The organism is Paenibacillus sabuli (assembly GCF_014705605.1).
GTDB classification, from domain to species: domain Bacteria; phylum Bacillota; class Bacilli; order Paenibacillales; family Paenibacillaceae; genus Paenibacillus_D; species Paenibacillus_D sabuli.
The window spans coordinates 1-19,668 of the sequence record NZ_JACXIZ010000063.1; the positions used below are offsets into that span (position 1 = coordinate 1).

The 19,668-nt window shown below is 59.8% G+C and carries 19 protein-coding genes; 4 read left to right on the top strand and 15 right to left on the bottom strand.

Translation table 11 applies throughout. The features are described from left to right. Positions 1-211 precede the first annotated feature (211 nt). From IDH44_RS24480 to IDH44_RS24515, 8 genes are all read right to left on the bottom strand, one after another. Complete coding sequence (locus tag IDH44_RS24480) at positions 212-565, bottom strand: hypothetical protein (protein WP_190921449.1); 354 nt, start codon at positions 563-565, stop codon at positions 212-214. Positions 566-1,206: 641 nt separating this feature from the next. Then, positions 1,207-1,512: a hypothetical protein gene (locus tag IDH44_RS24485; RefSeq protein WP_190921450.1), complete on the bottom strand. Its 306-nt coding sequence runs from the start codon at positions 1,510-1,512 to the stop codon at positions 1,207-1,209. Between the two features lie 14 nt (positions 1,513-1,526). Continuing rightward, positions 1,527-2,396: an inositol monophosphatase family protein gene (locus IDH44_RS24490; protein WP_190921451.1), complete on the bottom strand. Its 870-nt coding sequence runs from the start codon at positions 2,394-2,396 to the stop codon at positions 1,527-1,529. 107 nt (positions 2,397-2,503) lie between these two features. Further along, positions 2,504-3,325: a sulfite exporter TauE/SafE family protein gene (locus tag IDH44_RS24495; RefSeq protein ID WP_190921452.1), complete on the bottom strand. Its 822-nt coding sequence runs from the start codon at positions 3,323-3,325 to the stop codon at positions 2,504-2,506. A gap of 46 nt (positions 3,326-3,371) precedes the next feature. Then, positions 3,372-4,142 (bottom strand): enoyl-ACP reductase FabI, encoded by a 771-nt coding sequence (gene fabI / locus IDH44_RS24500; protein ID WP_190921453.1) that lies wholly within the window; start codon positions 4,140-4,142, stop codon positions 3,372-3,374. Positions 4,143-4,259: 117 nt separating this feature from the next. Beyond that, a complete protein-coding gene (locus IDH44_RS24505; RefSeq protein WP_190921454.1) occupies positions 4,260-4,586 on the bottom strand; it encodes a hypothetical protein in 327 nt (108 codons plus the stop codon). A 60-nt stretch (positions 4,587-4,646) separates the two neighbouring features. Next, positions 4,647-5,738, bottom strand: coding sequence for a D-alanine--D-alanine ligase (locus tag IDH44_RS24510; protein WP_190921455.1), 1,092 nt, complete (start codon positions 5,736-5,738; stop codon positions 4,647-4,649). A 43-nt stretch (positions 5,739-5,781) separates the two neighbouring features. Then, positions 5,782-6,855: an amidase domain-containing protein gene (locus tag IDH44_RS24515; protein WP_190921456.1), complete on the bottom strand. Its 1,074-nt coding sequence runs from the start codon at positions 6,853-6,855 to the stop codon at positions 5,782-5,784. A gap of 192 nt (positions 6,856-7,047) precedes the next feature. On the opposite strand from IDH44_RS24515, the gene acnA reads away from it, so the two are divergent. Next, positions 7,048-9,759 carry an aconitate hydratase AcnA gene (gene acnA / locus IDH44_RS24520; RefSeq protein ID WP_190921457.1) on the top strand — a complete coding sequence of 904 codons (2,712 nt, stop codon included), beginning with the start codon at positions 7,048-7,050 and terminating at the stop codon, positions 9,757-9,759. Between the two features lie 78 nt (positions 9,760-9,837). On the opposite strand, the gene IDH44_RS24525 is transcribed toward acnA, so the two are convergent. Beyond that, a complete protein-coding gene (locus IDH44_RS24525) occupies positions 9,838-10,578 on the bottom strand; it encodes an IclR family transcriptional regulator (RefSeq protein WP_190921458.1) in 741 nt (246 codons plus the stop codon). A 322-nt stretch (positions 10,579-10,900) separates the two neighbouring features. On the opposite strand from IDH44_RS24525, the gene IDH44_RS24530 reads away from it, so the two are divergent. Then, complete coding sequence (locus tag IDH44_RS24530; protein ID WP_190921459.1) at positions 10,901-11,926, top strand: alpha/beta hydrolase; 1,026 nt, start codon at positions 10,901-10,903, stop codon at positions 11,924-11,926. An 89-nt stretch (positions 11,927-12,015) separates the two neighbouring features. Continuing rightward, positions 12,016-13,161, top strand: coding sequence for a superoxide dismutase (locus IDH44_RS24535; RefSeq protein ID WP_223870006.1), 1,146 nt, complete (start codon positions 12,016-12,018; stop codon positions 13,159-13,161). 414 nt (positions 13,162-13,575) lie between these two features. Here IDH44_RS24535 and folE read toward each other — a convergent pair whose 3' ends face one another. The 6 genes from folE to IDH44_RS24565 form a co-directional block, all read right to left on the bottom strand. Next, positions 13,576-14,169, bottom strand: a complete 594-nt coding sequence (folE, locus tag IDH44_RS24540; RefSeq protein WP_190921460.1) for a GTP cyclohydrolase I FolE — start codon at positions 14,167-14,169, stop codon at positions 13,576-13,578. A 45-nt stretch (positions 14,170-14,214) separates the two neighbouring features. Further along, entirely contained in the window at positions 14,215-14,439 is a 225-nt protein-coding gene (locus IDH44_RS24545) for a YneF family protein (RefSeq protein ID WP_190921461.1), read from the bottom strand. A gap of 110 nt (positions 14,440-14,549) precedes the next feature. Beyond that, positions 14,550-15,770, bottom strand: coding sequence for a tRNA epoxyqueuosine(34) reductase QueG (gene queG / locus IDH44_RS24550; RefSeq protein WP_190921462.1), 1,221 nt, complete (start codon positions 15,768-15,770; stop codon positions 14,550-14,552). 39 nt (positions 15,771-15,809) lie between these two features. Then, entirely contained in the window at positions 15,810-16,397 is a 588-nt protein-coding gene (gene lepB / locus IDH44_RS24555; protein WP_190921463.1) for a signal peptidase I, read from the bottom strand. Continuing rightward, the gene (locus IDH44_RS24560) at positions 16,394-16,954 is read right to left on the bottom strand and encodes a DUF402 domain-containing protein (RefSeq protein WP_190921464.1); all 561 of its coding nucleotides are present in this window, start codon (positions 16,952-16,954) and stop codon (positions 16,394-16,396) included. The genes lepB and IDH44_RS24560 overlap by 4 nt, the downstream gene beginning before the upstream one ends. Before the next feature lie 374 nt (positions 16,955-17,328). Further along, positions 17,329-17,751 carry a GNAT family N-acetyltransferase gene (locus IDH44_RS24565; RefSeq protein WP_190921465.1) on the bottom strand — a complete coding sequence of 141 codons (423 nt, stop codon included), beginning with the start codon at positions 17,749-17,751 and terminating at the stop codon, positions 17,329-17,331. A 1,027-nt stretch (positions 17,752-18,778) separates the two neighbouring features. Here IDH44_RS24565 and IDH44_RS24570 point away from each other — a divergent pair. Then, entirely contained in the window at positions 18,779-19,390 is a 612-nt protein-coding gene (locus tag IDH44_RS24570; RefSeq protein WP_223870007.1) for a superoxide dismutase, read from the top strand. Positions 19,391-19,668: the final 278 nt, after the last annotated feature.

Here is a 19,668-nt window from a genome sequence, read left to right on the forward strand (position 1 = left end):
ACGACGGACAGGCCGATATGACGAAAGGTAATTTTTCCCTTTTCATAAATGATTCAATTTTTTGCTTCAATGGGCCGTAAAAAGACCAAAAACAAGCGCAACGGAATTCCGCATTCCGTTTCACGCTTGTTTTTTCAATTAATGGGGAGCGAACCATTCCGATACCCACATTTTTTTAGTACGATTGTCTTATGTGTTAAGCACCATTGTTTCACGAACGTGCATTGGAAAACGTTTTGGTCGTGTAATAGCCGGCTGCACTAAGTACAAACAACGCGATTCCCGCAAATAGTGGCCGCACCCAAGAGGTGCTGGGCTCCCTGCTGATCTCGAGCGGCACGGCGCTTGCCATGACTGCCGTGGAGCGAGGTGCGGCCCCGTCGATCGTCTCCGGCGGCGCAGCCGTTCCTCCTCCGCTTGAACGTCGGCTGTCAATCCCTGCGGCGCCTCCATGCTTCGGCCCAACTCGTTGCGGCTGATCGGCCGCAGCGGCGCCAGTCGCCGCCATCGCTGCGGTCAAGACCAGCAGTAGGATCAGCATGCCGCACACCTTTGGTCTGTTCATCGGCCTTAACCTCCTCTAGTTGGTAACGGATCACTGCAACATAGAGGTCATTACACCTATACCCAGATCGTGAAACAGCCTAATAGTCGCGAGCCAAAGCGGCTGCTCCATCCTCGTATTTTGCGCTTATTTCCGACGCTGGCACCATTTCCGCCCTGCAGCCTCGTATTTTACGCTTATTTCCGATGCCGACGTCGATTCCATCGTGCAACCTCGTATTTTACGCTTATTTCCGATGCCGACGCCGATTCCGCCGTGCAACCTCGTATTTTGCGCTTATTCCCGACGCTGGCGCCATTTCCGCCCTGCAACCTCGTATTTTACGCTTATTTCCGACGCTGGCACCATTTCCGCCGTGCAACCTCGTATTTTGCGCTTATTCCCGACGCTGGCGCCATTTCCGCCCTGCAACCTCGTATTTTACGCTTATTTCCGACGCTGGCACCATTTCCGCCGTGCAGCCTCGTATTTTGCGCTTATTTCCGACGCTGGCGCCATTTCCGCCGTGCAACCTCGTATTTTACGCTTATTTCCGACGCTGGCACCATTTCCGCCGTGCAGCCTCGTATTTTGCGCTTATTTCGCCATCCGTCCTCGACGCCAGCGCTGCCTCTTCAGCTCCTGCAGCCCCCATCGATGCGTCAGGACGGATCGGCGTCGTTCGCTGCCGGCTTTCGAGGTTCTTCGCCTAGTCGTTCTGATCTGCGGTCATACCGGTCGTCGAGCTCTTCCGCCATTTCACGATAGCGCTTCGTCTCCTCCGCAACCGGCTCGAACGCCGAGGCGATCCGGTATTCGTACCGATGCGGCAGAGGTCGGGGCCGCAGCTTTGCCTTGTCGTCCTCGCTATTCATTCGCTCGGCTCCCGCCTCCGCCTCGCCCTCAAGCTGCCTGGTCAGCTCCCGCTCGATTCTGCGATACGCCAAATCGCGTCCGGATTCGTCCATGCGTGTACCTCCTTCTACTTGCCGCCGGCCGCTCCGGCCGCTTGGAGCGTGTGCAGCAGCTCCTCGTGCACCGCACCGTTGGTCGCGGCTATGTTGCGCACCCGCAGGTCGTAGGCGGCGCCGCTCGTATCCGACACGCGTCCGCCCGATTCCTGCACCATCAGCACCCCGGCGGCCACGTCCCAGCTGCTCAGCCCGATCTCCCAAAATCCGCTCAATCTGCCAGCGGCGACATACGCCAAATGCAGCGCGGCGGAGCCGGCCACCCGCACGTTGCGCACGCGCGGCGCCACTGCCTGAATGCCGCGTAAATTAACCGGCAGGGAGCCGAGGTGATCCGCCGGAAAGCCGGTGGCGATCAGACTCGCGCCCAGCTTGTCCGCTTCATCCACTTGCATGCGTTTGCCGTGCACATAAGCGCCCTTGCCCTTCTCCGCGACGAACATCTCGTCCCGCGAGGGATCATAGATCACCCCGACGATGACTTCGCCGCGGTAAGCAAGGGCGATGGACACGACATAGCCCGGGAAGCCATGCACAAAATTGGTCGTCCCGTCGATCGGATCGACAATCCACAGGTAATCCTCCGCTTGCAGGGCCGCTTCCAGCGCCTGACGCGAAGCTTCGGGCCCGGCGCCTGCGCCTTCCTCGCCCAAAAACGAGTGGTGCGGAAAATGAGTCAGAATCAAACTGCGTATCATTTTCTCCGAGCCTTTGTCCACCTCGGTTACCAGATCATGCGGCGAGGATTTGAGCGAAAGACTCGCATGGGCGCCCAGCTTGGACTTGATCCACTCGCCTGCCTTGGCCGCGCAATTGATCGCCACGGCCGTGAAGCTTTTGCTCCCGATAATCGACTCGCTGCCTTGTAGGTTCACCGTCATCCCTCTACTTTCCTGTTCATCTCGCCCCGGCGTGCTTGCCGCGCTTGTCCTCTACTACAGTTACTATACGTGGCAGCCGGTCTCAAGTTGCGCCTAAATTTAGCCTGCTACAACTCCGCCACGCCCGACCAGATGAGCCGGATCGCCATCACGACCAGCGTCGCACGCAGCAGCCAGAGCAGGCCGTTGCCGCTCATGCGGCCGGCTATATAGGCGCCCGCCTTGCCGCCGAGCCATGCGCCCGGCGCCAGCGCCAGCGCCAGCCGGTAATCGATCTCGCCGAGCCAGCCGTGCACGGCGCTGCCGGTAATCGAGGACAAGAAGATGACAAACATGGAGGTAGCCGCGGCTATATGAGGCGGAAAACGAAACAACAAGACCATCGCAGGTACGAACAACGATCCGCCGCCAATGCCAAAAAGTCCGGAAATCAGACCGACGCCGAAGCCGATCGCAAGCAGCGGCGCAAGCGCATAGCCGTATTGCCGCTGTGTGCCGTCGGCTTCCGTATGGCTGCGCATGATCGGCCATCGCCGCGCCGCCGGCTTGAGCCTGTCCCGCGCGATAAGCAGCCAGGCCATCAGCAAAATGAACACGCCGAACATCAATTGAAAGCCCGCGCCGCCCATCAGGCCGGTCATCGCCGCCCCGAGCATCGCCGCCGGGCCGCTCGCCACAAAAAGCAGCCAGCCGCTGCGAAAATCGACGCGCCCGGCCTTGGCATAGGTCGTCGTCGAAGCCAGCGCCGTAACGATCAGCACGGCGAGCGAAACGCCGACCGCGACCTCGTGCCCAAGCTCGGCCCCCGTCAGCTGCGGGCCCAGCCAAAGCAGGCCGGGCACCAGAATAATGCCCCCGCCCAGGCCGACAATGCTGCCGAAGGCGGCCCCGGCAAAGCCAAGTAGGATTAAAATCAGAATGTCGAGCATACTTCCGGTCTCCCGTCCTGCTAAAATAAGGCTACTTGACGCCTGCCTAAACGCCTACAATGTGATAGCCGTTGTCGACGTAGATCACTTCGCCCGTAATGCCCCGCGACAGCGGACTCATCAGGAACAGCGCCGTGTCGCCCACCTCTGCCGTCTCGGTCGTGCGCCGCAGCGGCGCCTTCTCCTCGACCTGTCGAAGAATGGAATTGAAATCCTTGATTCCCTTGGCTGCCAGCGTCCGGATCGGCCCCGCGGAGATGGCGTTGACCCGGACGCCATGCGGCCCGAGGTCATTCGCCAGATAGCGCACCGAAGCCTCCAGCGCGGCCTTGGCCACGCCCATGACATTGTAGTTGCGCAGCGCGCGTTCGGCGCCGAGGTAGGTCATCGTCATGATGCTGCCGCCCTCGGTCATGAGCGGGTACAGGCGCTGGGCGACGGCCGTCAGGGAGTAGGCGCTGATCTCGTGCGCCAGAGCGAAGCCTTCGCGCGACGTATCGACGTACATTCCCTCGAGCTCGTCCGTCTTGGCAAAAGCGATGCTGTGCACCAGTCCGTGCACCACGCCGAAATGCTCCTTCAGGTGACTTGAAAGCGCCTCCACTTCCGCGTCTTCGGTGACGTTGCAGGGCAGCAGCACCGACCCGGGAATCGTGTCGGCCAGCTTGCGCACCCGCTGCTCCACCCGCTCGCTTTCATAGGTAAACGCAAGGTTCGCCCCTTGCGCCGCGAGCGACTGGGCGATCGCCCACGCAATGCTTCGATCGTTGGCAACCCCCATGACGACAATATTTTTTCCTTCTACCAGTCCGTTCATTCGTCCGCAACCTCCTCCAAAAATCATAGAAACAGCCGAGGCCTGCCATGCAAGTCCCGCCTGTTTCAACGTACCCTATTTACCCGGCAATTTCAAGTTTTGACCTGCCCCCTGCGTTTACCCGCCGCGGCTTTGCTCGCCGAAAAACATTTCCTGCGCGAGCGCGGTCTGCACGCGCGCTTCCTCGTCCGTCAGACGGCGAACGAGCTCCATTTCGACCTGCGTGATTTCGTTGCCCTGAAAGTTGATTTCGGCGATCGACACCAAAATTTTGACGATCGCAATCGCTTCGTTCTCGGGCGTATAGGCAATGACCTTCTGCCCGGTCGGATAGACGCGAAAGCCGCTTTTCACCATCTTGCCTCGTCCATATTCAAGCAGCTCGTACAGCTCTTGCTTGGATTTGAACTTGCAAACCGAGTTGAATTCCGTTCCGAATCCCATGCTCTTCCCCCGTTCCTTGGTATACGATCGGTACGCGGCGCCAGGCGGCCGAAGGCCGCGCTAGCTTCCGAATTCCAGCCGCTGCTTCGCGGCATGGCGCGACTTGGCCAGCTCGATCAGCGTGTCGAGCAGCTCCTGGTACTGGACGCCCGATGCCTTCCACATCAGCGGATACATGCTGAACGGCGTGAAGCCGGGCATCGTGTTGACTTCGTTGATCAGCAGCTGACCGTCCGACTTGCGCAGGAAGAAGTCGACGCGAGAAAGCCCCGAGCCGTCGATCGCCAGGAAAGCGCGCACCGCCATGTCGCGCACCGCTTGGCTCGTCGCCTCCGGCAGCTCGGCGGGAATGTGCATGACCGACTTGCCGTCCACGTATTTGGCCTGATAATCGTAAAAGTCGCCCGAGCTGATGATCTCGCCCGGCAGCGATGCCCGCGGATCGTCGTTGCCCAGTACGCTGACCTCGATCTCCCGGGCCTCGACGAACTCCTCGACGATGACCTTGCGGTCGTAGCGCAGCGCCAGCTCGACCGCTGCAATCAGCTCCTCGCGATTGGACGCCTTGGAGATGCCGACGCTCGAGCCCAGATTGGCCGGCTTGATGAAGCACGGATAGCCGAGCGACACCTCGACTTCCATAATAAAAAACGGCGCGTCCTTCTCCCACTGGGTCCGGTTGAAATGGCGGTAGACGCATTGGGGCAGACCCTCGTGGGCGAATACGCGCTTCATCATCACCTTGTCCATCCCGACCGCGGAGGCCAGTACGCCGGCTCCGACGTAGGGCATGTTCGCCATCTCCAGCAGTCCCTGGACTGTTCCGTCTTCGCCGAACGTGCCGTGCAGCAAGGGGAACATCACGTCCACGGAAGCGTTCGCGCGGAATGCGGCGGGCGCCAGCTCCGCCAGCAGCGGCGCAAGCGCGCTGTCGTCGGCCGAGCCCGCTTCGTCAAGCATCAGCTGCTTGACGTCGCTCGGCGGCTGCTGCAGGACCAGACCGCTGTGCCAATGTCCCCGCTTCGTAATATAGAATGGTTGAATCTCGTATTTGGTGTAGTCAAATGCTTTCATGACCGCCAGCGCGGTCTGGAGCGACACCTCGTGCTCGCCCGACTTGCCTCCATAAATCAGTCCTACGCGTTGCCCCATGAATTGTCCTCCGATTACATATAATTTCGCTGCTGAGCGGCCGCTACAAGAGATCCGCAATATGAAAAAAACGGTATGAGGTGCGTTCCGTCCAAGCGTAGGAATCGCGGTAGTCCCAATAACGGTGACGGCTGGCCACCGTATTGGCATTGACCAGCGGCATACCGGAGGCATCGAAGGCCGTGACGATCGTGCTATGCTGAAAGCGATCGTCTCCGTTCCAGTCGTAGACGATAATATCGCCGAGCGCCAGCTGCGCCGGATTCTCGACGAGCTGAGCGCGCAATCCGCTCGTTCGCGGTGCGGCCAGCAACTGCTTCAGCGCATTGGAGACCGACCAGCTGTAGCTCCATGCCTCGCGCCCATTGTGCCTGCCGCGATACCACCAGCCCGCCTCTCTCCTACCAGTATAGTCCATCGGAGCATTGCCTGCAAAGAGGCACTGGGAGACGTAATTGGTGCAGTTGACATCAAAGGCTTCGTACTCGGGATTGGGCGCGTCCCACCATCTGTCCGCATACGAAACCGCCAGCTCGCGGCGATAGGAGCGAAACGAACGTCCCCCGGGCCGATAATGATCAAGCAGCGCGGGACTGAGATACGGGGCGTGCATCGGCGCTGGCGGCTCCTGCTGTGCGGTCGATGCGACCTCCGCCTTCCTCGACGCTTCAGTCTCCGCCCCGATCCCAAAGCGCGGTCTGCGCTCGGCTACGACCGGCTCGATCATGACGATGCGCCAGACGCGCTCGCGCTGCTGCAGTCTTATGCGCTCCAGCTCTCCGCGCTGCTCGTTGTAAGACGTGCCGCCGTGACGGCATTGCTTGGTGAAGTGCAGCCGAAGCAGCACCGAGGCCTCGCGAGCGGATTCATGCGCCCGTTCGATCGCGGCGCGCGCCTCGCTGCGCAGCGGCGCGATCGCGCGTTCGCGGTCACGCCTCGCGGTACGCAGCAATCGCTGCTCGAGGCGCCGCAGATGCTCCTCGTCGGCGACGGCGTCCACCAGCGGGGCGATACCGCCTTCCAGCTCCGCCCGATTCACTCGCTCCACATAGTCATGTATCGCAGCCCGCCAGCCTTCCAGCCGGCGCCGCGGCGCCGACGCGTTCGAACGCGGCATCCCAATCGCCCCCTTCCATACATGTTATGTGCCGCAATTGGCGAACATGATGAAAACCCTCTTTACGCTCTTCCCTGTTAGCGCTATACTATAGGAAGAGCATAATTATGAAATTGTGTTTCACAGCATGAAACTATTCACTTCAACTAAGCTTTAACCCTATTTCCACTGCGATAAGGAGGAACTACGCAAATGTCCAATCAAAATCCTTACTCCGTTCGCGCATCGCTTGAGGCCGGAGGCAAGTCGTATGCCTACTACCGGCTGCAGGATCTGGAGGAGCAGGGCCTCGGTTCGATCTCGAAGCTGCCCTTCTCCATCAAGGTGCTGCTCGAAGCAGCCGTGCGCCAATTCGACGGACGCGCGATTACAACTGAACATGTGAAGCAACTGGCCACCTGGGCGGACGGCCGCATTGAAAAAGAAATTCCGTTCATCCCCGCCCGGATCGTCCTGCAGGACTTCACCGGCGTACCGGTCGTCGTCGATCTCGCAGCCATGCGCGACACCGTAAAAAAAGCCGGCGGGGATCCGAAACGGATCAATCCGCTCGTCCCGGTCGATCTCGTCATCGACCACTCGGTCATGGTCGACGCCTTCGGCACGCCCGAAGCGCTCGAATACAACGAGAAGATCGAATTCGAGCGCAACGAGGAGCGTTACCGCTTCCTGCGCTGGGCGCAAACAGCGTTCGACAACTTCCGCGCCGTACCGCCGGCTACCGGCATTGTGCATCAGGTGAATCTGGAGTATCTGGCTTCGGTCGCCGCGACCAAAACGATCGGCGACGATACGTTCGTCTTCCCGGACTCGCTCGTCGGCACGGACTCGCATACAACGATGATCAACGGCCTGGGCGTCGCGGGCTGGGGCGTCGGCGGCATCGAGGCGGAAGCCGGCATGCTCGGCCAGCCGCTCTACTTCGTCATGCCTGAGGTCATCGGCCTCAAGCTGACCGGCAAGCTCGCCGAAGGCGCGACCGCGACCGATCTGGCGCTGACGGTCACCGAGATGCTGCGCAAAAAAGGCGTCGTCGGCAAATTCGTCGAATTCTTCGGCCCTGGCCTGTCCAACATCAGTCTGCCGGACCGCGCCACGGTCGCCAACATGGCGCCTGAATACGGCGCAACGGTCGGCTTCTTCCCGGTCGATACGATCACGCTCGACTTCCTGCGCCAGACCGGCCGCACCGAGGAGCAGATCGAACTGGTGGAAGCTTACTACAAAGCGCAAAACATGTTCCGTACGGACGATACGCCGGACCCGGTCTTCACCGACATCCTCGAGCTCGACCTGTCGACGATCGTACCGAGCCTCGCCGGCCCGAAGCGTCCGCAAGACCGCATCGAGCTGACATCGATGAAGGATGCGTTCAACCAGATCGTTCGCACGCCGGTCAGCAAAGGCGGCTACGGCCTGAGCGACGACAAGATCGAAGAGGTCGTGCAGGTGAAGCACAACAACGGCAAGGTGAGCGAAATGAAGGCTGGCGCGGTCGTCATTGCGGCGATCACCAGCTGCACCAATACGTCCAACCCGACGGTCATGCTCGGCGCCGGACTGGTCGCCAAAAAAGCGGTCGAGCGCGGACTCGTCAAGCCGGAGTACGTCAAAAGCTCGCTGACGCCGGGCTCGCTCGTCGTCACCGATTATCTGACCAAGGCCGGCCTGATCGAGCCGCTCGAAGCGCTCGGCTTCCACGTCGCGGGCTACGGCTGCGCGACCTGTATCGGCAACTCCGGCCCGCTGCCGGACGAAGTCAGCCAAGCGATCGCAGACAACGATATGACGGTTGCGGCCGTCCTCTCCGGCAACCGCAACTTCGAAGGCCGCGTGCATGCCCAGGTCAAGGCGAACTATCTGGCCTCGCCGCCGCTGGTCGTCGCGTACGCGCTTGCCGGCACGGTCAATATCGATCTGGCGAACGAGCCGATCGGCCACGACCAAGCGGGCGCGCCGGTCTATCTCAAGGACATCTGGCCGAGCTCGCAGGAGATTGCCGAAGCGGCAAGCGCCGCGATCACGCCGGAGATGTTCCGCAGCAAGTATGCCAACGTCTTCACGCAGAACGAACGCTGGAATGCTATTCCCGTCGCGGAAGGCGAACTGTACGAGTGGGACCCGAGCTCGACGTATATCGCCAACCCGCCGTTCTTCGAGAGCCTCGGCCCCGATGTCGGCGATGTCAACGACATCGAGGACGCACGTGTGCTGGCCCTGCTGAGCGACTCGGTCACGACCGACCATATCTCGCCGGCGGGCAACATCAAGGCCGACAGCCCGGCAGGCAAGTTCCTGCAATCGCACGGCGTAGAACGCAAGGACTTCAATTCCTACGGCTCGCGGCGCGGCAATCACGACGTCATGATGCGCGGCACCTTCGCCAATATTCGTATTCGCAATCAGGTGGCGCCGGGTACGGAGGGCGGCGTCACCAAGTATCTGCCTACGGATGAGGAGATGTCGATCTACGACGCTTCGATGAAGTATCAGAGCGACGATACGAATCTCGTCGTCATCGCCGGCAAGGAATACGGCACCGGCAGCTCGCGCGACTGGGCGGCCAAGGGTACGTATCTGCTCGGCGTGAAGGCGGTCATCGCCGAGAGCTTCGAGCGGATTCACCGCTCCAATCTGGTCGGCATGGGCGTCCTGCCACTGCAATTCCAGGAAGGCCAAGGCTGGTCGACGCTCGGCATCAACGGCACCGAGACGTTCGCGATTAGCGGCCTGTCCAACGATGTGAAGCCGGGCGACAAAGTGTCCGTCACCGCCACGCGCGAGGATGGCACGAGCTTCGACTTCAACGTCATCGTGCGTCTGGATTCGGCCGTCGACATCGACTACTATCGCAATGGCGGCATCCTGCAGACCGTACTGCGTCAAATGATCGCCGGCATGTAAGAGCTGCTGCTCTTGGCAGTGCTGCCATACAAAAGCACCTCCATTGTCCGCCAAGCGGGCAATGGAGGTGCTTTTTTGTCAGGCCTTGAACATCGTGCCCAACAGACGAGCCGAGTGCACGATCACCGCCGCATGCTCCTCCAGCTTGGCGGCGGTCAGCCGGCTGGCGGGCCCGGAGACGGAGAGAGCGGCGACCAGTCTTCCCGAACGGTCAAAAATCGGCGCTGCGACTGCTGCAGCTCCCGGCTCGCGCTCCTCGATGCTGGTCGCATAGCCGAGCGCGCGTATCTGCTCCAGTTGATTGAGGAGCTGCTCGCGATCCACCGACGCCAGCCAGCCTTTCATATCCGAGGTCGTAATGGCGCGCTCGTCGAAGGCCAGCAGCACCTTGCTCGAAGCGCCGACGTAGAGCGGAAGCCTCGCGCCGACCGGCGCCACCCGCCGGATCGCCTGATTGCTCTGCACCGCCTGAATCCGAATCCGCTCCATCCCGTCGCGCACATACAAGCTCACCGTCTCGCCCAGCGTATCGCGCAACCGTTCCATCTCGGGCAGGCATACCGTAGCCGGGTCGTCCGTATTCGCCAGGTGCGCGGACAGCTCCCAGATACTCATCCCGAGGCGATAGCGGTCGGAGGCGCTGTCGCGCGCGACGAACCCCTTCTCTTCCAGCGTAGCCAGCATGCGATGCACGGTGCTCTTGTGCAGTCCGGTTCGCTCGGCGATCTGCGTCATGGCCAGATCCGAGCCTGCCGTGAAGCACAGCAAAATCTCAAGGGCGCGCTCCACTGCTCGCACAGTCGATTTCTGCTCTTCCATTCCAAATGGCCTCCGCTTTAAAATTGTAGGTTGTATCTAAGCCCTTAGTTTCATAGGTTGAAACTCATTTACATCCAGTATAACGCAGGACACGCAATGCCGTAAAGTCGGCTGTGGAATTTTACAGCTGTATTACAAGTGCGTAACATTATGTCCCATCGCATTGACATCATAGGCCATACGTCATACGATGGTATTACCACATCAATCGAAACGCTTTCATACCCTCTGTTTTTGTCAGAATGTATCGAATAATGTCGAACTTTGCAGCTTTCCCTTGCCAACGATCAACCACCCGTTTTATCCGCCAGGAGGGATCAAGATGAGCAGCTCTGCCATGACACCGTACCCTTTGGAGGCCGGCTACGCAGCGCCTTCTCACGCGCCGCCGCACACCGAGCCCGTCTTCGTCTCGCGATCCAGACGGTTATGGGTCGCTTGTGCCGCCGCGTTGGCCCTGGTCTTGTTCGCAGCAGTCGCGTTTCACGGCTTCATCGCCTGGCGACTGGCATACCCATATGTCGCTCCGCTCCAATCGAATCCGCTCGAAGCCAAAAGTCTGGCTTACGAAGACATTGCCTTTCCCAGCGCCAGCGGCGCTACGATGGTCGACGGCTGGTACATCCCCGCTGCGGACGATTCTGCGCGCACGGTGATTTTTAGTCACGGCTACGGCGCCAATCGCGAAGAGAGCTGGGTACCCATGTACGATCTGGCCGAGCTGATGCACGGCCTGGATTACAACGTCGTCATGTTCGATTACGGCTATGCTTCCGCCTCCGACAAGTCTCCGGCCACCGGCGGCCGCGAGGAATCGCAGCAACTGCTTTCCGCCATTCGCTATGCCCGCAGCAACGGCGCAGACGAAGTCGTCATCTGGGGCTTCTCGATGGGCGCAGGGACCGCTCTGCAGACTGCGCTTCAGACCGATTTGATCGATGCCATGATACTCGACAGCACCTTTCTGCCCGATCCGGAAGCCCTGTTTCACAACGTGACCCAGCTCGTGAGTTTGCCTCGTTTCCCGTCTTTGCAGCTACTGCAAGCGTTGCTTCCGCTCTGGAGCGGTACCGGCTTCGGCGCCATTCCATACGATCGGGTGCTCAGCACCACTTACGCAATTCCGATCTACATGGTGCACGGCACCGCCGATTCCAAAGCGCCGCTGAACACGGCTCGGCTCATCGCGCAGACGCAGACCCACCCGCTCTCTGGCGAATGGGTCGTGGAGAACGGGCTGCACGAAATGCTGTTCCGCGTCCACCCTGACGAATACATTTCGCGAGTCTCGCACTTTTTGGATCAGGTTCACGCGCAGCGTTTGCTTGCCCTGGCCGCAGCGTCTTGACAAAAGCCTCCCTCTAGCATAGATCATGCCGCCGCCGCATATAGCTGCTATGTGTGATTTATTGCAACAAACGGCAGGAGGTCAGGACTTTGCAGCTACAGGATTCAGATTCGGCACATATCCGCGTGCTTCCCACGCACGGCGACGATGCCGACTGCTTGCGGGAGACAGCGCGGGACTTGCTCTTGCAGACCCAAGCCTACAAGCTCGCTGCCCAGCAGGACGCGCGCGCGCTTCGTGAGGCGGCGCCGGAGCTCGAAGCCGGCTACGCACAGATGCTGCTCGAGTGGGAGGCGGTTTTTGCCTACGCCTCCCGTTGTGCCGCGACATGGCGCGAGGCGCTGCACGAGACGGCGGCGCACAGAGCGGGAGCTTCCTCCGGAGCGTCGGCGCGCGAGGCCTGGGCTGACGGCGCGGAGACGATGCTCGGCGCCGCGCGCGCCCAGGCCGATGCGTATGCCGATCAGCTTCGAGAGCTGCTGCGGACCAGCGCTGCGCTGACGCCCGATTCGGCGCCCCGAGCGGCGGCACAGCGGATGCTCCGACAAACGGAGCGCTATTTGGCATGTCTATCGCCTAGCGGCGCCTGGCGCGCTGCGCCGGGGGCGGCCGTGCCGATCGGCGGGCACACGCTGCCGCCGCTGCGCTACAATTACAATGCCCTGGAGCCGTATATCGATGCGCAGACGATGCGCATTCATCACGATGTGCATCATCAGAGCTACGTGGACGGACTCAACAAGGCCGAGCTAGCGCTGCAGGAGGCCCGGCAATCCGGCGATTTCGCGCTTGTCAAGCATTGGGAGCGGGAGCTGGCGTTCAATGGGGCAGGCCACTACTTGCATACGTTGTTTTGGAACGTGATGTCCCCCAAGGGCGGCGGCGAGCCGAGCGGTCCGCTTGCCGAGCAGCTCGCGCGCGACTTTGGCAGCGCGGAGGCGTTCCGGCAGCAGTTCAGCGCCGCCGCGGAGAAGGTCGAGGGCGGAGGCTGGGCCATCCTCGTGTGGAGCCCGCGCAGCCGGCGCTTGGAAATTTTGCAGGCGGAAAAGCACCAGAACCTGTCCCAGTGGGACGCCGTGCCGCTGCTGGCGCTCGATGTCTGGGAGCATGCCTACTACCTCAAGCACCAGAACAAAAGAGCCGCCTATATCGACAACTGGTGGAATGTCGTGAACTGGCCTTACGTAAACGAACGTTATCTGGCGGCGCGTCAGCTCCAATGGGAGCCATACTGAAGCGGAGGTCCGGTGTCAAGGCGTAACGATTGGCGCCATCCCTTGGCGGCGACACTAGTTGCGTTCCGAGAAATCTAGACAAGGCGAGAACAACTCCTACGCGGGGGTCCGAGCACGCGCCAACGGTCAAAAGTGTCCGTTACAATTCGCATGAGGCGCAATTCGCTCTGTAACGGTCATTTCTGTCCGTTATGATGAACGTATAAGCAGTGACAGCCCTCCGTATTTGCTACACGTCTTAAGTTAAGAATGGGTACAAAGGAGAGCTGGACAGTCGCCGCATTCGCTGTTCGCCGCTTTCGAAGCCGCCTCTTTCACCAGCTAGACCATACGCGTTTGGAAGTGTGGTGAAAAAGACGAACCAGGATAGGCGCGACAAAAACCCGCCATCTCGATGATGGCGGGTCTGAGCAATCAAGTCTTGAGCAGCGACAAAAACTCGGAGCGAAGCGTGGAGTTGCTGCGGAATTCGCCGCGGACCGCCGACGTGACGGTCGTGCTGCCCGGCTTCTTGACGCCGCGCGCGCACATGCACATATGCTCGCCTTCGACGACGACCATGACGCCGTGCGGCTGCAGCACTTCATCCATAATATCCGCAATCTGCGACGTGATGCGCTCCTGCACCTGCAGCCGCCGCGTGACCGCGTCGACCAGCCGGGCCAGCTTGCTGAGGCCTGCAATTTTGCCGCTCGGGATATAGCCGATATGGGCTTTTCCAAAAAAAGGCGCCATGTGATGCTCGCACTGGCTATAGTACACGATATCCTTGACGATCACGAGCTCCTCGTGCTGTTCGTCGAACGTGACGCCGAGCACCTCGCGGGGATCGACTTCGTATCCTGAAAAAATTTCCTCGTACATGCGCGTGACGCGCGCCGGCGTCTCAAGCAGTCCTTCGCGTTCGACGTCCTCGCCGACCAGCTTCAGAATCTCCTTGACGTGAAGTTCGATTTGCTCCCGGTTGCGCGAGACCGCTGAATTGACGTAGTCTTTTTTTCCCGCCAATCCGCATCCCTCCTCTAGGTTCGTAACGCCCCGCGGCAGGCATTCTTATCTGCGACCCGGCGGCCGTTGCTGCCGCTTCATCATGCCTTGCGCCCGCTGGAGCTGTTGTTTGTTCATATTATAGCCCATTTGCTTGGCCATCTTTTGCAGCATCTCCGGATCGCTTTGCATTTTCTCAAGCTGCTTCCGCAGATAATAGACGCCGATAAAAAAGCCGCCGACCAACCCTACAATCAACGCCGCAATCGGCAATACAATGTCTAGCCACATGCCGTTCCCCTCACCTTTCCTGTCGAAATCTGACGTCCCCTATCATACCATGTCCGCTGGCGCTTGGCTACATACGTGACGCAATCAGCCGCGCCCTGCTGTCGCGCGCCTCACCGCCCGCTCTCGCCCGCCTCATCCGCGCTCCGCGCAGCTCGGCGAGGCCGCCGCTCCCGGGCTGCCGCCTCCAGCGCCTGTCCGATCATGCGACGCGCCGTCTCGTCCGTCTCCAGCTCCAGCGCCTCGCGCAGCGCCGACTGCGCCGGCACGCCCCCGATCTCGCCGAGCGACCAGGCCGCCGTCCCGCGCAGCACCGGCCGCGGATCGTCCAGCAGCACCTTCCTCAGCTCCGGCACCGCCGAGGCTTCGCGGAAGTTCCCCAGAGCGATGACCGCATTGCGCTGGATCGGCTTGCGCCCGCGCCACGCCGACGAATTCGAGCCGAAGCGCACCTTGAAGTCGCGGTTGCCGATCTCCAGCAGCGGGACCAGCAGCGGCTTGACCTGTTCCGGATCCGGCTGCAGCTCCGCTTGATGCGTCGCATTCTTGCCCTTGTTGACCGGACAGACGAGCTGACAGGTATCACACCCGTACAGCCGATTGCCGATCTTGCGCATCAGCTCGTCCGAGACGAAGTCCTTGGTCTGCGTCACGAAGGAAATGCAGCGCTGCGCATTGAGCTGACCGGGTCCGACGAGCGCGCCGGTCGGGCAGGCGTCGATGCAGCGCGTGCACGACCCGCACTGATCGGTCATCGGCTCGTCCGGGGGCAGCGGCACATTCGTCAAAAGCTCGCCGAGGAACACCCACGACCCGTACTCCGGCGTAATGATCATGCTGTTTTTGGCGCTCCAGCCGATGCCAGCCCGCTCCGCCGCCGCCCGGTCCGACAGCGCGCCGGTATCCACCATCGCGGAGGCGTCCATACCCGGCACCCGCTCGCGCAGCCACGTCTCCAATCGGCCGAGCCGCTCCCGCAGCACCGTATGATAATCCTGGCCCCATGCGGTGCGCGCCAGCAGCCCGCGCCGGGCGCCCGGCTCGGATCGGGCGGCATCGCGCAGCTTGGAAGGATACGCGATCGCAATCGCCAGGATCGATTGCGGGTCCTCCAGCAGCAGCGCGGGATCGGTGCGCTTGTCCAGATCGGGCTCCTCGAACCCCGATTCGTACCCGAGCTCCCGATGCCGCTCGAGCCGAGCCTTGAGCGCGCGAAAAGGCGCCGCGGAGGCGACGCCCAGCTTGTCTATGCCAAGCTGCGGCAGCGCGTGCTGCAGCTCCTGCTTGAGCGTTGCATAATAGTGCGCGTTATGTTCTTCGGCCGGCGTCGCCATCCCTTCTTCCTCCTTCCTGCCCCGCGCTGCCTCGCTGGGCTACAGCAGGTTCAATTTGTCGAGCGGCCACAGGATTACGTCCGCGCGCCCGCGAATCAAGTCCTCCGGCACCGTGCCGAAGGCGCGGCTATCCCGGCTCGCCCTGGATCGCCGGTTGTCTCCCATGACAAAGTAAGTGCCGGGCTCCACCTCCACCGGCGCAAAATCGGGATCTTCGATCCATGTATTCGTATACGGCTCGTCGACCGGCTCGCCATTGCGGTATAACCGTCCGTCCCGCACCGCGATCGTATCGCCGGGAACGCCGATCACTCGCTTCACGAGGTATTCCTTGCGTCCGATGCCGTGCTCCGGGTCCTTGGTAATGACGATATCGCCCCGCTTCGGATGACCGACGAAGTAGACAATCTTGTTGACGAAGAGCCACTCCCGCTCCTCCAGAGTCGGCTCCATCGACGAGCCCTCGACCGTAGACAAGTTGAAGACAAAGAAATGAAGCAGCAGCACGACGACGAACGCGATCGCCAGCGTCTTGCCCCAATCGAGCAGCTCGGCCACCCAGCGTGAGCGCGGCCCGAGCGATCCGCCGTCCGGCCCGTCGGTCTGCCGCGTCGTGGTACGGCTCATGTCTTTCCACCCTCGCTTTCGTAGTGTAACCATCTTTCATAATAATGCCGAATGACCGCTTCGTCAAAGGGGGTTTGGCCCAGGCGGATACGGGCGGTCAAGCCGTGCAGTCCCGCCTTCACCTTCTCCTCGACAATCGCTGGATAATGGTACAGCGCTTTGTGATATTCGTACTCGTCACGGTCCACCACATGAACCGCACCCTCTACGGTCCGAATGACATCCAGATCGTAATCGATGTAGGTCAACACATTATCATACACATAGGGCGGAGAGGCAACATTGCAATAATAGCGAATGCCGCTTCTCTCCAACAACGCCACCACGTTGAACCACTGCTCCGGAATGAAAAACGAAAGCGCCGGCACCCGGCTGACCCAGCACTTGCCATTGGCCTCGCGAATCGGCGTCGCCTGATTGATCAGGACGAGCATGGATTCGCTGCGATGCTCCCGGGTCAACTCGGCCTCGGGCACGAGCCAATTCTCCAACCAAGTCCGATGCAGGCTTCCATTATGTTTGAAGCTTTTAATTTGATAAGACCGATACACATGCATAGGCTACACTCCGTATAAAGTTCGATTCCAGTTGTAACGCTCATTCGGCTGAAACGGATCACTCAAGGCGAAACAGCTCGCCCCGTCCTTGGGCGGCGCAAATTTCATTCCGAGAATATAGAGACCGTTTATAGCGTGAAACTTATAAAATCTATACCTTCAAGGCAAAACGCAAACCGTGCTCTATGCAAGCAATTCTTGCTTTGATTTTAAAAAAAGCAGACCTTGCTGTCAAAAGCTCAAAAGCAACGACAGACAAGATATGCTTTTTATTCGAAAAAAGAATGACAGGCCCCGCTTGCGGCACCTGTCGGCAGTTCATCCCTATACGTCCTATTTCGTACGCATACGATGTCCGGTCCGTACGCGAGCAATTAACCTGCAACGATGCTGAGTTTTTGGAACGAGCGAAAAAAGTCGTTTGCCGCAAAGCCGAGCGACTCGTACCAAGGTAAAATCGGCTCGTTATGCTCGTCGGCGGTAATGAAAATCTGCGAAACATTACGCTGCACGAATCGCTGTCGCAGCCCTTGGGTAAGCGCCTTGCCGATGCCTTGACGCTGGTAATCCGAATGCACCGCAACGCGGTAGTAGAATCCGCGGTTGTGATCAATCGTGCCGATAATCATGCCGACAATGGCGTCGCCTTCTTGCGCCACGAGGACAAGATCGCTGTCCCACGAGAGCTGTCTGCCGAAGGCTTCCATCGTCTGGGCGCAGCATTCGGGCGAGAGCACATCTTCAAGAAGCGCTGTGACGAGGCTGTAGTCGGACAATTGAAAAGAACGCACCTGCATAAAATCAGATCTCCCTTTGTCGCAAGTCTAGTATTCGTCTTGCAGGCGGGCAAGCGGCAATACGGAAATAAACGGCGCTTATACCTGCGAAGGGCAAGCGTCGCTGACGACAAGCATGCAAGGATCGGCCGTTTTGTACCATCCGGAGAGCGGCATGCCATCATCGTTCCATTTCGGCGAATAGGTCCAAAGCCCGCTAATGTTTTTTACGCTAGCATTACAAATACGACATCATTTTACGAATTCCTGCTTAAACATTAAAAAAAGCTTAAATAAATGCGGGTTTTTCGTCAAAATTTGTGAAAACGCTTTATATAAATCGATTACATTGTAATGTTTTCCATATTTTCAAATCCGAAAACGAATATCTTATGCGTACCTTGATAAAGGTTCCGTGCGTGCGTTCGCTTGCGTGCATGCGATCGTTGGTCCGGGCGGACAAGGGTGAGCTTTTGTGCGCGCGGGCGATCATTAATCGGGTGAACGACCGCCGTGCGCGCAAACGACCATCGGGCGGGTGAGCGACGCCGTGCGCGCAAACGACCATCGGGCGGGTGAGCGACCGCCGTGCGCGCAAACGACCATCGGGCGGGTGAGCGACGCCGTGCGCGCAAACGATCATCGGGCGGGTGAGCGACCGCCGTGCGCGCAAACGACCATCGGGCGGGTGAGCGACCGCCGGGCGGGTGAGCGACGCCGTGCGCGCAAACGATCATCGGGCGGGTGAGCGACCGCCGTGCGCGCAAACGACCATCGGGCGGGTGAGCGACGCCATGCGCGCGGGCAGGGACGGGCTTTCTTCCGGGAGTTCGTGACTTGAGACTTCAAGTCTGTGTGAATCGATGAGATCAGATTGGTGAGATCAGATTATTTTGATTAAGGTGTTTGTTTGTTCATACAAGTTTTGGGGTAATCTATAAGAGTTGTCCAGACCGAATTTATCAACATTAGTGTTGATTTATTTTAAAGGTTAGGGGATAATAGCAATGGGACAACTACATATCCAAATTGAGGAGGTTTTTTGATCATGGCTTTTGAATTGCCGGCACTGCCCTACGCGAACAACGCGCTTGAACCTCACATTGATGAAACGACGATGATGATCCACCATGACCGTCATCACAACACGTACGTTACGAACTTGAACAATGCCTTGGAGTCGGCGCCCGAGCTGCAAAGCAAATCGCTCGAAGACCTCATCTCCAATCTGAACAGCGTGCCTGAAAGCATTCGTACTGCCGTTCGGAATAACGGCGGCGGACATGCCAACCACTCGCTTTTCTGGGAAATCATTGGGCCGAACGGGGGCGGCGCTCCTACCGGCGCTCTGGCCGATGCGATCCAAAATGAGCTTGGCGGCTTCGACAAGTTCAAAGAAGACTTTGCAAAAGCAGCGACGACTCGTTTTGGCAGCGGCTGGGCTTTCCTGGCTGTCAGCAAAGACGGCAAGCTGAAAGTATACAGCCTCCCGAATCAAGACAGCCCGCTGATGGAAGGCGAAACGCCGATTCTCGGCCTGGACGTATGGGAACATGCTTATTACCTGAAGTATCAAAACAAACGTCCTGACTATATTTCTGCTTTCTGGAACGTTGTCAACTGGGACGAAGTTGGCAAGCGTTACGAAGCTGCGAAGTAATTTCGATTTAATGACAAAAAGGCTCGCTGGCACTTTGTATGTTCCGGCGAGCCTTTTTGTGGTCTGTTCCCCACCACCCCGCCTGCAGACGCCATTTTGGCGGCTACTGCTCGCGTACTCGCCCTCACCTCGCCTGCAGACGCCATTTTGGCGGCTACTGCTCGCGTACTCGCCCCCCCCCCCGCCTGTAGACGCCATTTTGGCGGCTACTGCTCGCGTACTCGCCCTCACCCCGCCTGCAGACGCCATTTTGGCGGCTACTGCTCGCGTACTCGCCC